The sequence below is a fragment of the Shewanella sp. c952 genome (assembly GCF_019654975.1).
GTDB lineage: Bacteria > Pseudomonadota > Gammaproteobacteria > Enterobacterales > Shewanellaceae > Shewanella.
In genome coordinates this window covers 1-13,412 of sequence record NZ_BPEW01000005.1, presented here as the reverse complement: position 1 = coordinate 13,412, position 13,412 = coordinate 1, and the positions used below count along the sequence as shown (strand labels likewise).

Here is a 13,412-nt window from a genome sequence, read left to right as displayed (position 1 = left end):
GCGTGGAACAGCATTGGTAAAGTTGCTGAGGCCAAAGCCAAATCGGCTACCACTTATGAGCAGCTCAGCAAGCAACCCAACTTCATATTCATTAAGTGAGTTAGCTTAAATCGCTAATCGCTAACCCTCCTATAAGCTTAATTCTCTTCATTCGATATCTAATATCGTAATTTGCTAAATAATTGAAAGGTAAATCAAACTGGTGTTATGGTAGCTCTTTTAATGTCGAACCTCTTGTTGATTTGATTGCAGGGGAGCTAGTTCCAAGTAAAGGGAGTTTATTTTGAAGCGTTTGATGATTGCAGTATTGATTACAGCATTAGGTTTATTAAGCATTAATGGTGTTCAAGCTGAAGACGATAAAGCGACGATGCAACAAATTGCCCAGCATTATTTTGAGGTGATGGTTGCGTCTCAAGCCCCCGGTGCGACAGAGAAAGAGTTGGAGAATTATTTAGCGTTACTTAGCGACGATGTCGGTCACCAGCATATTCCCTATGAAACCGATGACAGTCGTCACCCTGATGGTAAGCAGAGTATGCGTAAAGGGATGACTTTTTATCTAGGCGCACATAGCGAATATAGCGCAGAACTACTCAATCTTTTTACCTTTAACGATACAGCGATTGCGATTCGCTACACTCATAGTGCTAAAGGGATCCACCCGCAGAGTAATCAGCCAGTTAGTTATACTTCAATTATGATGGAAGTGTTAGAGATTGAAGATGGCAAAGTAGCGATGATCCGTAAATATCATGAGTAAGGGGTCCGCCGAGATGGTTACAGAGCTGAGTTTAACGAGTAGATAAAATAAAGGAGATAGCAATGATTGCGACTGGAGAGTTTTCTATAGAGCTAACCCCTGCTGAAGATGATGCCATTGAAGCGGGTAGAATGTCATTTACTAAGTTGTTTTCTGGTGATATTGCAGGCACGAGTGAAGGGCAGATGTTGAGTAAGCGCACTGCGACTGTCGGATCGGCAGCATACGTCGCCATTGAAACCTTTGTTGGCGCTATTGATGGGCGACAAGGCCAGGTCTCTTTTCACCATACCGGTGTGATGGATAAAGGTGCGGACAGTTTATCTGTGCTGGTGGTGCCCGATTCTGGTACTGCAGAACTTGCCGGGATCTCTGGCTCGATGATGATAAAGATAGAATCTGGTGTTCACCGTTATCATTTTGACTACGAGATTAATCATCAAAAATAGCTGTGAGATGCTTGAAGGAGCAAGCAATTGGCAAAGAGCTGTTTGCTGGGATATATCTTAGTTAACACTATGCCGGTGTCTGCGTTAAAAGAGGCGTTAATCAAGCATATTGAACTCACTCGGACTGAGCTAGGCAGCTTAATATTTGAAGCTAGCCAAGATAGAGGGAATGAAAAGCTGTTTATTTAGCCGCAACCCAACAACACCATCAAGGAGGATATACATGCATTTAGCGCAACTTAATATCGCGAAAGCTAAGTTCGCTATAGAGGCGCCAGAGCTTAGTGATTTTGTTGATAATTTAGATCCAGTTAATCACACTGCAGAGGCTAGTGATGGCTTTGTATGGCGCTTACAAGATGAAGCGGGTGATGCCACTGCTATACAAGCTTTTGAGGATCCAAGTGTAATTATTAACATGTCGACCTGGACCTCGGTTGATGCGCTAAAGAATTTCATGTTCCGTACCCATCATCGTGACTTTTTACGTCGTAAAAAAGAGTGGTTTCATAGTTTGCCTGATGACACTTATGTACTGTGGTGGGTGCCAGTGGGGCATATTCCGAGTATCGATGAGGCGCTGCATAGGCTGCAGCACTTACGAGATAATGGTGACTCTCCTTTTGCCTTTACGTTTAAAGCAAACTTCAGTGCAGCGGAGTCTTTGGGCTTGTAGCAAGCTTAAGCTGTCTAACCAGCGAAGGATGGCTTAATCACTTGAATAGGCCTTTGACTGCATTTGGGTGAGTCGACTTAAGGTTCGCCTAAACTCAAAGCTTAACGCGCCGCCGGTATATAGTGCCTCCATAGGTACATCGGCTTGGATATACAAAGTGACACCTTGATCGTATAGCTCATCGACCAAACTGATGAAGCGTCTGGCAGGATCATCATTAACCGCATAGGACAGCTGTCTCTCGCCGGTTTCTATCGCTACAGCGCCATCTTCGGTGCCACGGGCACGGATCCAGCTTCTCGGCTCACCGCCTAGTACTGGCACCGCAGACAAGATCACCACCTTAAAGCGGCTGGCGATGTCGATATAATCTAATTGTGAACGTGGGCCATCGCATAGGGCATCAAAGTTAAACCAGGCTATATGCTCGTTATATTTGATAGTCTCAATCACCCGCCCATGAACGATGAGTGCTGTTGAAATAGGCACTGATGAATTCAACATTGAGTCAAAGTGCGCTGCAGAGTCACTATGTTGGTGCCTCGCATCGTTAACAAAATAACGTTGTTTGTAAGCAGTATCATGCAGCCTGTGGTCAACTTCACCGCTAAGGTGTAACTGTTGTGTATGCTGGTTTAACTGCTCAATGGTGGCGAGAAAACGTTGTCTTTGCAGGCCGTTCTTATATAACTCATCGATAGGGATATTTGAGGTGGCGACTAAGGTTATCCCTTCACTAAACAATGCTTCAAAAAGTTTACCAAGCAGCATTGCATCGCCAATATCCGATACAAAGAACTCATCAAAACAGAGCACACGGCACTCAGCTGCAATATTTTTAGCAATACGCTGTAGCGGATCTCTATGACCTGACTCGGCGATTAACGCTTTGTGAATACGTGCCATAAAGCGGTGAAAGTGCAACCTTAACCGCGGCAATCCTGCAACACTTTCATAGAAAATGTCCATCAAAAAGGTCTTGCCACGGCCAACATCTCCCCACAAATATAAGCCGTTAATTGCTTTATAGGGCGGCTTATTAGAGTGTGTCGATGTGAGTGCTTGGTACAAACTCTCTAAAGCTTCTAGTGTTTGATATTGGCTTTTATCGTCGACAAAGCCTGATTGACTTAGATGCTGCTTATAGCGCGCCAATGGGCCAGATTTTTGCTGCTCAACGTTTGCAGTAGATTGTTGCAATGGTGCGCTAAAAGATGTCATCGATAATTCGTTTTATTACTCACAATGGCGCGCATTATAACAAGCTAATTTAAAAAGTTTAGTCATTGGCTGACACTTCAATAATTTGCCAACTCGGTAATTTCTGCTGTAGATCCTGACGTATTTTATCTAGATCGCCGCGGATCACGATATAGGGTGTACGACTGAACACATTATTGGCGATAGCTTGCAACTCGTCAGCATTCAACTGAGCAATTTTATCGGCAAACATCTGTTGGTATGCCGGAGAATAACCTGAGGTCAACTGGCGAATCGTATCAACCTCTAGTGCCATTGGGTTATCTTGACGAAGCAGCAGCTTACTGCTGTTATAGGTCTTGATTGCCTTTAGTTCAGCTTGGCTGACAGGGCTGTCGGCCGCGAGTGTAAGATGTTTCAGTACCCCATCAATAAAGGCACCGCTATGCTGTAACTGAGTGCTGCCATAAAACTTAATCGTGCGTGAAAGCGGATTGTCATAGCAGCGACCATAGATGCCATAAGTTAGGCCGCGCACCTCTCGCAAATCGTAATACAGTCGGCCGCTAAAGCTGCGACCTAGCCAGCTGGCTAATAGTTGGCAGTCTTGTGCGCTAGCGCTGCTATCTAAGGTGACTGGTTTTTGATGGGGTGCTGTCGTGCTCGAGTTTCTAGCTAGCGGATAACCGACTCTTATTTGTGTCTGTACGCTACCTGGCGCGTCGATAATATAGAGGTTTTTCTGTTCATTTCCGAGCGCGATATCGGGCTGATTTATTGGGAGAACATCACTGTTATCTGTTGCTGCATTGACTGCTACCGATAATGCTACAGCATCAGACAAGAGAATATTTGGTAAGCTTTTTTCGCCAGTTTCGCCGGAAAGTAGAGCTTGATTGCTCAATACTGCCCAAGATGATTGCGAGAGTATTCTATCTTTAACTGCGTTGAGGCTTGCAAGTGTTAAGTTGTCGGCAAGCTCGCTGTCATTGAGCGCTTGGTTGTAGGTGTGGGTTTCGCCCAAAATGGTTTTTGCCCAAACAGTGTCTATCTCTGCACCGCTAAAGGCGTTGATATGTTTAGCAAGTTTTAACTGACGTTTTACGTTGCTGATATCAATCTCATTAAAGCTATCTGTTTGCCAAAAATCGCTTAATAGCGTGGCGGCTTCAGCAGGCAGTTGATGACAGCTAATACTGATGGCGATACTGTGCAAGGTGGGGCGAAAACGAATGCTATCGGCGCAGCTCAAACTTTGTTTTGCACTTAGCCAGCGACGCTTCTGTTCAAATGCTGCGAGTAAAACATCCATATTAGCAAAAGGCTGTTTGCTGTATGCCACAAGAGTTAGCTTATCAAGGCCTGATTGTGGGTCAGAGAATACAAATAATTTGCTGCCATCAACATAGTTTTGCTGTTCAACGCTATGTGTAAGTTCAAAGTGCATTGCATTAACCACAGGCGCTGCTTGGATGTTGTTGAACTGCGGTAATGTGGTCGATGCGCTATCGGTAAACTTAATGTGAGTTTGTTGGCAACCTAATAGGTACAGACCTAAATAGCCTATCAATGCGATACTTGTCACTCTCATCCGCTGCTTTATCCAATGTCTCATCACATTACACTCTCTTCAAGGCTATCTGCAGCGCCCTTTGGCAGCCACTCAAGAACTGTCTTCGCTGCACGTATATGCCACGGTGGCAGTAGATCCAACCGTACTCGTTTGTGACTAAAGTAGCGCTCACTAACCCGTTGTAGATCGGCAGCAGTAACCGTATTTATTCTTCGCCACTCGCCAGTTAATGGCGCAGCGCTGTCACGTAGCTGAGTCGCTGATAAGGCTCGAGCCATTAGTGAGGGGTTATCTAATCTTGCTAAACGTTTATCGAGCCAGATCTGTTTTAGCTGGCAAAGCTGCTGCGCAGCAATCGGCTTAGTCGTTACCGATGCGATAAGCTGCTCTACATTGTCGGTTAATGTATCAAGTGAGGTACGCGCCCGAGGCACGAGCACCAGATTAGTGACTCCATGATGCTGCATTTGTAGCGGAATAGAATAAGTCAGTAGTTGGTCGGGGTCTTTTAGGCTTGTGCGCTCAATGAGGCTACTTTTATTTTGAAACAGATAAGCCTCTAGCAGTGCGAGTGCTGGTGCATCTTCGGAGCTGGCGCCGGCGGTATGCCAAGCCAGCAATACAGCAGGCCAGGGGCCGCGATCATCGATAATTTCACCATGTACAGCCTTGGCATTAATGTTGAGATCTGCCAACGGCTGACGTTTATCACTCGGCTGTTCCCAGCTGGCAAAGCTATTGTCTATCCAGGTATCGGTCTGCTTAGGAATATTGCCAACTAAACTCAATTGCATGGCATCTGGCCGATAAAAACGCTGATGAAACGCATTGAGCGATGCAGGCGTCGCCGCTTTTACATCGGCAACAGAGCCTATCACCGCATGGCCGTACGGCGTGCCTTCAACTTGAGATAACAAGAACTCCATTGCTTTGCGCACATAAGGTTGGTTATCAATGCTGGTGGCCATCTCCTCAAGCACTGCAGCTTGCTGATTTTTTACCGTGGTTGCAGTGAGGGCGGGGTAGCGGAAGCGATCAGCTTCTAACCACAAACTGAGTTCCAATGCCGGAGCTGGAATCGTGAGGTAATAATTGGTGAAGTCGAAAAAGGTACTGGCGTTGAATTGACCACTCAGCTCGCTCATGGTTTGAGTATAGCTGTCGCCGGGAGCGTTTTTGCTGCCTTTAAACAGCATATGTTCAAACAGGTGGGCATAACCCGTCTGCCCCTTAACTTCATCTCTAGAACCGACATCAAATTGACTAGCAATAGACACCGATGATGAGCCGTCGACAGCCAAAGTTCTCACTTGTAAGCCATTGCTTAATTGGCGATATTGGATCCGCTGCTCAGCTTGATACAAAGGCGCCGCTTGGGCGTTAAGATCGCAACTGCCATTAACGCTGCTCGGCTGTTGAACCTCTGCAGCATAAGCACTGCTGCAGCTAATGCTTACAATACAAATTAGCTTGCTTAAAAAATAGCTGTTTGCCAATGTTCTCAATGTGCTTAATCCTTTTGCAACGTAATAGAACGACATGATTTTTTCTGTTTTGCTTATAGCTACTATCTAGCTGCTATCTAGCTACTATCTAGCTGCTATCTAGCTGCTATCTAGCTGCTATCTAGCTACTATCTAGCTGCTATCTAGCTGCTATCTAGCTACTATCTTGCCTAGCGTTTGTTTAGATTAGCTATTTTATGCCAATACGTTTAGCCAATCGGTGCAAATTACCTGAGTCGAGTGCTAATGCTCTGGCTGTAGCAGCCCAGTTGCCTTGGTTTTCTGTGAGTACCTGCTGTATGTATTGCGACTGAAATGTCGCCGTAGCCTGTTTTAAGGTTTGGTTGCTTGGCAATGCCTTGGCGCCAGATTTAGGTTTGCTCGCAACACTCTGGATTGCTTCTGCTTGAAAGTCAAAATGCTGCGGCGCGATAAGACAACTATCAGATGTTGATTGCGCTCTCGAAAGCACTGCCGCGCGGTGCAGAACATGTTCCAGTTCTCGAATGTTACCAGGCCAGTCGTAACCATTGAGTAGCGCTAAGCTGTGGCTATCGAGTCTTAAGCTTTTCAGGGTTAATTTCTGGCGGCAACGCTCGACAAAGAAACCGCTCAGCAGGGTAATATCGCCATCTCGCTCTCTTAGTGGCGGCACCATAATCGGAAATACACTGAGTCGATGATACAAGTCAGCCCTAAAGCGCCCTGCAAGCACCTCCTGTTTGAGATCTTTATTGGTTGCGGCAATGATCCTTACATCGACCTTAAGGCTCTTATCTGAACCGACTTTTTGTAGATCGCCATACTGTAACACTCGTAATAGTTTGGCTTGCAGCCCTAACGGTAACTCGCCAATTTCATCTAGAAAGAGTGTGCCGTTGTCGGCTTTTTCAAACTTACCACTACGGTGACTTATCGCGCCGGTAAATGCGCCTTTTACATGGCCAAAAAGCTCGCTTTCAGCTACTGATTCAGGCAGTGCGGCGCAGTTCAGATAAACCAACGGCTGCTTAGCACGGTTCGATAGCTGATGTATTGATTGAGCAACCAGCTCTTTACCGGTACCGGTCTCACCTAAAATCAACACATTTAAGTCGGTGCCGGCCACCACATTAAGCTCGTTTTTCAGCGCATTCATGGCAGTCGACTGACCTATCATCTCCACTGGCGCATCGGTGTTAATCCGTGCAACAGCCGTGACCTCTTGAGACTGTACCGCTTGTTTCTCCAGTTTATCGATCATCAAGGCATTACTGAGTGATGCCGCTGCAATCGCGCTTAGGGTGCGCAGTTCATTGTCGCTGAAGGCGTTAAACTGCTGTGGATCGAAACCATCGATGGTGACCGCACCAATAAGATCGCCATTAGCTAATAGCGGCAAGCCAATACAGGCATGCACCACTAAGTGATCGCCTTGATGGGGAATAAGGCCATCGTAAGGGTCGGGCAGTTCGCTGTCAGCGGGAAAACGAACAATATCACCAGCACGAGCGATAGCTTCAAGCCTTGGATGCTCGCTGAGAATAAAGCGCCGTCCAAGCACATCTGGGCTGAGGCCATCGATAGCAAGCGGATTAAATTGCTGACCAGTAAATTGCAGCAGCGCTGCAGCGTCACAGTGCAAGGTTTGTCTTATGGTATCGAGTAAGCGCGAGAAGCGGTCGTGATCAGACAGACCCGCAGTAATATCTAAGGCGATACGAGTAAGATCGGTTTGGCTTAAAGACATAGGTTATATCCATAGCGTCGCTAAGCTGCGAGCTGTTTTGCTAAGTGCGATGTGTGTTTTGTCTTTTTGACATTAAAGCTCAATGTGGGCAGTGTCAAATATACTGTTATACCCGTTCTACCTGAAGATGCAGAATTCAGTGGGAATTTAATGGACTTTAATCACGGCATTGATTGCCACTAATGGTCATTCCCTTGGTTAAATCAATAACACAGAGTAAAGCCCATTAAAACCCATCGTAGAAGGCTTTGTGCCAGCCCACTTCGTTGTTGCACTAACTTAAAAGGGAACAACCATTTCTACGTTAACGCGCCTAGAATTGACCTGGCACAACGCCTCTGAAACGAGCATTTTCAAGTAGAACGGGTATAGATAGAGAATAAAAAAGGGCGCTAGATAACAGCGCCCTTAACCTTATGCTTCTTTTACGGTTTATGCACTTGCTGAAGCTTGGTCATTGTCCAGTTCAGCGGCTTTCTTTTTGCCAAGCGCTTTTTTGATAATGTCGAATAGGAAGTAGCCCATAAACAGACCGCCAAAGCTAAACAATACGTCGCCAGGCATGCGCATCCACACTAAGGTTTCAACCAGTGGGCTATGGATCACCTCTGGTGAGCGAGCAAACCAGTAGCCATTATCGATAACAGCAAAGAACTGCACGATACCCACAGGCAGTAGCGACATAAACACCATTGCCGCTAAGCCAATGTTCATGGTCCAGAAAGCACCTTTTAATAGCTTTTCATTCCACTGCATTTGACCAGTTAGTCCGCGTAAGCAGAACAACATCAGTCCCATGCCTAACATGCCATATACACCCATGAATGCTGCGTGAGCATGAGTTGCTGTGGTGTTTAGACCTTGAATAAAGTACAGCGCAATAGGTGGATTAATTAGGAAGCCTAATATGCCCGCACCCACTAAGTTCCAGAAGGCTGTTGCCACAAAGAACATAATCGCCCATTTGTAACGGATCATCCACGGACTTGCTGCGCGTAGACGGTAGCTTTCAACCGCTTCGAAACCAATCAATGCTAGCGGAACCACTTCAAGTGCAGAGAAAATTGCGCCCCAAGCAATCACTGAGGTTGGTGTGCCGGTAAAGTACAGGTGATGCAAAGTACCAATCAAACCACCTGTTAAGAAGATAACCGTAGCAAATAGCACTGCAGCATTAGCACTGCGAGCACGGATGAGTCCAAGGCGAACCAACATCAAGGCGATCACAGAGGTGGCAAAAGTTTCAAAGAAGCCTTCAACCCACAAGTGAACGACCCACCAACGCCAGTATTCGGCAATTGCGAGGTTAGTGTGTTTACCCATGAATAGGCCTGCACCGTAAAATAGACCAATCGCAACACATGAAGCGTATAGCACCCAAATAACTGGACGCATCTCACCTTTAACTTTTAACGCCGGACGCATGGCTGCGGTAACTAGCGCTAGCCAGATAAGCAGACCAGCAAGTAATAGCACCTGCCACACGCGGCCTAAATCAATATATTCATAACCTTGATGGCCAAATAGGAAGTTCATGTCTAGGTCAAAGTACTGCTGTACGCCTATCCATTCACCGGCCATAGAGCCAAGGACTACAACCACTAGGGCAACCCAGAGTACGTTAACGCCAATGCGCTGAAACTTAGGTTCGTGACCTGACAGTGCAGGTGCAATGTAAAGCCCCGTGCCTAACCATGCTGTGGCAATCCAAAATACTGCCAGCTGGGTGTGCCAGGTTCGGGTGACCGAGTATGGCAAAATCTCTGATAGTGGAATGCCATAAAAGTTTTGCCCTTCGACGGCATAGTGGGCGGTGATCCCACCGAGCAATATCTGCAGTAAAAACAGACCTATTGCGGTGACAAAGTATTTACCTACAGCCTTCTGCGACTTCGTCGGTTTAGTAAAAAACAAAGGATCTTGATCGGCAGGCTTGGGTAAGCTTTCATGTTTGCCGCTGGCATGGTGCCAGACAAGTGCGCCAATACCGGCAATTAGGGTCACAATACTTAAAATAGACCAAACAACGTTGTCAGAGGTTGGCGTGTTACCAATTTGCGGATCAAATGGCCAGTTGTTGGTATAGGTATAGTCGGTATCTGGACGCTCAGTAACAGCAGCCCATGCTCCCCAAAATAGAAAGGCATTAAGTTTTTCACGGCGATCTAAGCTAGGAACGGTTCCCTCTTTCATCGCATACTGTTCGCGTAGCGATGATAGCTTAGGGTCGTCACCGAATAGTGCTATATAGTGCTGTTCTACCTGTTTAATCGCTGCGATACGAGTGGTTGAAAGAGTGATCTCTGTATCGCCATTGGCTTGCTGAACGACTGTATTGCGACGAATATCTTCTCGCAAAGCTTGCTCAAGTCCTGCTTGTTGCTGCGAATCGAGTTGAGCAAAGTCTTTATTAAAGCGCTGCATCGCTGTGATATCTAACCAAGCTTGAGCTTCTTTGTGTAACCAGTCTGCAGTCCAGTCTGGTGCAACGTATGAACCATGACCCCAAATAGACCCTAGTTGATGCCCCCCCATAGAGCGCCAAACTAACTGACCTTGTTCGATATCATCTTTGCTAAACAGTGTTTGTCCTTGGTTATCGACATAAGCCGTCGGGATAGGCGGCTTCTCTCGATAGATCTCACTACCAATACTCAGCAGTACGGTAAATGAAGCAATTAGCACCAGCAGTAGTGCGATTGCAGTTAGTCTTTGTTTGCTCATAAATCCTCTTAGCGCAACGTTATTGTTATTCAGGCGAACCTTGCTAGAGCAGATAATATGCCAATTGTCTATACTATTGATTTATATAGAGTATGTGTTTTTGTTGATAATAAAGCGTTGTCATAAGGACAGTATTTGCAAGTGTCTATATGACAATGCGTGTCTTTTTGACAATGAGTTAATACTTTAACACTGCAGGTGGGGGACTAGACTGGATAAAATCTATACAAACAGTGACTTCAGGTAGTACGGGTATAATACTTTGCTGCTATTGGTTAGCAGCAAAGTGAGCGGTTGCCCGGTGTCAATTTTACAAAGGGCTGTAATGATTACTTATACAATGATGGATCTTCTGGATTAGGACGGGTTTTAAAGCGTCTATGCAGCCACATGTATTGTGATTTATTGCGGCTAATAATCTGTTCAATGATGTGATTGCCGCGCTTAGCATCTTCAATTTCATTCTCACCAGGAAAGTTGTCCAGTGGCGCTTGGATCTCGATATTGTAACCGGTGTCGCTGCTGTTGCGCTCTACAAAAAAGGGCAGCACTTTAGCTTTCCCCAGTTTGGCCAGTGTAGTGGCTCCGGTAATTGTAGCGGCTTCTTCAACGGCAAAAAATGGGATGAATGTGGCACTTGAACGGCCAAAATCTTGATCGGCGGTATACCAGATAACATTAGGCGCTCGTAAGCTTCGCACCATCTGGCGTAGATCTCTTTTCGGTACTAAGGCCTTATTAGATCGTAGTCGCCCTTTTACCTGCAAATATTCCATCACCGGATTGTTGTGCGGACGGTAAACGCCGACACCAGGTTGGAACTGGCCAAAGATCCGTGCGCCCATCTCTAATGGTAAACAGTGAACAGCAAACAAGATCACCCCTTGGCCATTATCGAGTGTCTGCTGCACATGTTGTTGGCCTTTTATGGTCATATGCTGCTGAATTTTTTCATCCGACCACCACCAACCATTAATAGTATCGAAAATGGCTTTACCTGTTTGTTCGAAATTCTCACGCAGCAGAGTTTGTTGTTCGGCATCACTCATTTCGGGAAAACACAGCTGCAAATTACGTTTAGCAGTATTAACGCGTTTGCCAACAATGCCCATTGCCAGTCTGCCAAGCACTGCGCCCATTTTCATTTGAATACGCAAAGGCAATACTTGTGTGAGGCGCATAAGGCCTACACCTAGCCAAAGGAGCCAGTACTTAGGGTGATAAAGATGAGATGAAAACTGGGCTTTTTCTACCACGGAAAACTCGAATACATTGAAAAATTACTCATTATTCTAACGCAATCTCGCCCACATTTACTCAACATCATTAAAAATTAGGTACAATCAGGGTTAAATCTGTGAAAGAACCCCCCATAGTGGCGTTATTTCCTACATTTAAGTGCAGCAAAGTGCAGCAGTCATGTTGCTATTGGTTTGCAGAGGAACTCCCATTGAGCCGATTAAGACCACCATGGCAACCCAATAGCGCAGTACTACAATGGCTATAGCATTGGCTGTGAGTTTACTGCTTTCAAGTGGTTTTCTTTGGGAGGATGTTGCAAGCCAAAAGGCTCTCATCTGCGAACGTGACACACTAGCGACTTGTTTAGAAACACTGCCGCAGTCAGCTAGATTCCAGTTGCCTAACAGCCAATTACTTCAGCTCTCAATGGGCGCACGTGCAGCCATGGTGTTACCGATCCTTCACCGCGAAATTGCCGGAGTCTTGGTGACTGATTTTGATAAACTGCCGCATAAGCGCAGCGTAAACTGGGGCACGGGTCATTACTCGTTAGCGCTTAATCGGCAAGATGAACTGACCTACTGGCATGAGTTGGGTCACCTTGAAGCGATAGCGGCAATGCAAAGCTTAAATCTAGAGATTAACAGCACCTACCAACATGAGTGGTTATCTGATCTTTACCTAGTTTGGCGAGTAGCCAATGAAACGAATAGCCTAGATTTAGCTTGGCAGCAATACCATAGGCGCAATATCGATGTGATAGCCAATACCGAGTTTATGTCCCACTGGAGCGTTCCTATTTTGGCGCAAGTATTACAGCGTTACAGTGTAAAACAGCTGCAATCCTTTGATAGTTTCAATGCCTTTTTAACCGATTTTTGGCCGCTGCTAACAGTACCTAATGATGACAGCATTGCCGAGTTTTCTAGCCTTATACAACGCACCTTTGGCGCAGGCACTGTACAACCTTTACCTGGTTACATGTATTGGCGCAAACCCGATTTAGGCCGTTACCTAGAGCCGACGCTGATTAAGATTATGGGGCAATCAAGTGCAAAGCGCTGGTTAGCAGAGCAAAGCATGCAGCCAGAGTCGTCGAGCGTAGTTCCTCGACTGTAACTGTAAAATCTCGCTTGGTGACTTATTTCTGGATACGATAGATTTAACGTAGCGAGCCTTAAGATCAGTATCGAGCTTAAGTAATTCAGCTGCATTGAGCCTTTGCAAGTCGCCGTGAATATATCCCTATAGGCTCTGCTAAATCATCCCTGATTTAGAAGCTTGCACAGCCCAACTCAGATGAATAACTAGCAAGTGCATTTTAGTCGGTAAGTCATTATTGGACAGGAACGCGTTAGTGCAAAGGGTCTAGGAATGAGTCGTGGAATTAGCAAATGTATGGGTATCAATTAAAGTTTACACTGACCCTGAGGGATCCCCACGAATTTAATAGCTTGCTTGTGGATCCCGAACTAAGCCTTGCAGTGTATTAATGGCCGTTCGCCAATGCGACTTCAGCAGCCTCAACTTCCTGTCTTTGTATGCTCTCAA

General features: G+C 45.9%; 11 protein-coding genes. 5 read left to right on the top strand and 6 right to left on the bottom strand.

Features of this window, described 5'->3' with window-relative positions:
- The first annotated feature begins 295 nt into the window (after positions 1-295).
- From K5R16_RS05380 to K5R16_RS05365, 4 genes are all read left to right on the top strand, one after another.
- On the top strand, positions 296-763 hold the full coding sequence (locus tag K5R16_RS05380) for a nuclear transport factor 2 family protein (RefSeq protein ID WP_220736658.1): 468 nt from the start codon (positions 296-298) through the stop codon (positions 761-763).
- A 62-nt stretch (positions 764-825) separates the two neighbouring features.
- Positions 826-1,212 carry a DUF3224 domain-containing protein gene (locus K5R16_RS05375; RefSeq protein ID WP_220736520.1) on the top strand — a complete coding sequence of 129 codons (387 nt, stop codon included), beginning with the start codon at positions 826-828 and terminating at the stop codon, positions 1,210-1,212.
- Positions 1,213-1,239: 27 nt separating this feature from the next.
- The gene (locus tag K5R16_RS05370; protein WP_220736519.1) at positions 1,240-1,401 is read left to right on the top strand and encodes a hypothetical protein; all 162 of its coding nucleotides are present in this window, start codon (positions 1,240-1,242) and stop codon (positions 1,399-1,401) included.
- Between the two features lie 34 nt (positions 1,402-1,435).
- A complete protein-coding gene (locus tag K5R16_RS05365) occupies positions 1,436-1,888 on the top strand; it encodes a DUF3291 domain-containing protein (protein WP_220736518.1) in 453 nt (150 codons plus the stop codon).
- A gap of 33 nt (positions 1,889-1,921) precedes the next feature.
- Here the strand turns inward: K5R16_RS05365 and zapE are convergent, their stop codons facing one another.
- The 6 genes from zapE to K5R16_RS05335 form a co-directional block, all read right to left on the bottom strand.
- A complete protein-coding gene (gene zapE / locus K5R16_RS05360; protein ID WP_220736517.1) occupies positions 1,922-3,109 on the bottom strand; it encodes a cell division protein ZapE in 1,188 nt (395 codons plus the stop codon).
- A 58-nt stretch (positions 3,110-3,167) separates the two neighbouring features.
- Positions 3,168-4,703: a pitrilysin family protein gene (locus K5R16_RS05355; protein ID WP_259649772.1), complete on the bottom strand. Its 1,536-nt coding sequence runs from the start codon at positions 4,701-4,703 to the stop codon at positions 3,168-3,170.
- Positions 4,703-6,202, bottom strand: coding sequence for a pitrilysin family protein (locus K5R16_RS05350; protein WP_220736516.1), 1,500 nt, complete (start codon positions 6,200-6,202; stop codon positions 4,703-4,705). Before K5R16_RS05350 ends, K5R16_RS05355 begins: the two co-directional genes overlap by 1 nt.
- A gap of 154 nt (positions 6,203-6,356) precedes the next feature.
- A complete protein-coding gene (gene norR / locus K5R16_RS05345) occupies positions 6,357-7,895 on the bottom strand; it encodes a nitric oxide reductase transcriptional regulator NorR (RefSeq protein ID WP_220736515.1) in 1,539 nt (512 codons plus the stop codon).
- Positions 7,896-8,327: 432 nt separating this feature from the next.
- Positions 8,328-10,619 (bottom strand): nitric-oxide reductase large subunit, encoded by a 2,292-nt coding sequence (locus K5R16_RS05340; protein ID WP_220736514.1) that lies wholly within the window; start codon positions 10,617-10,619, stop codon positions 8,328-8,330.
- Positions 10,620-10,948: 329 nt separating this feature from the next.
- On the bottom strand, positions 10,949-11,875 hold the full coding sequence (locus K5R16_RS05335) for an LpxL/LpxP family Kdo(2)-lipid IV(A) lauroyl/palmitoleoyl acyltransferase (RefSeq protein ID WP_220736513.1): 927 nt from the start codon (positions 11,873-11,875) through the stop codon (positions 10,949-10,951).
- A gap of 241 nt (positions 11,876-12,116) precedes the next feature.
- Here K5R16_RS05335 and K5R16_RS05330 point away from each other — a divergent pair, with 241 nt between their 5' ends.
- Complete coding sequence (locus tag K5R16_RS05330; RefSeq protein WP_220736512.1) at positions 12,117-12,980, top strand: hypothetical protein; 864 nt, start codon at positions 12,117-12,119, stop codon at positions 12,978-12,980.
- Positions 12,981-13,412 lie beyond the last annotated feature (432 nt).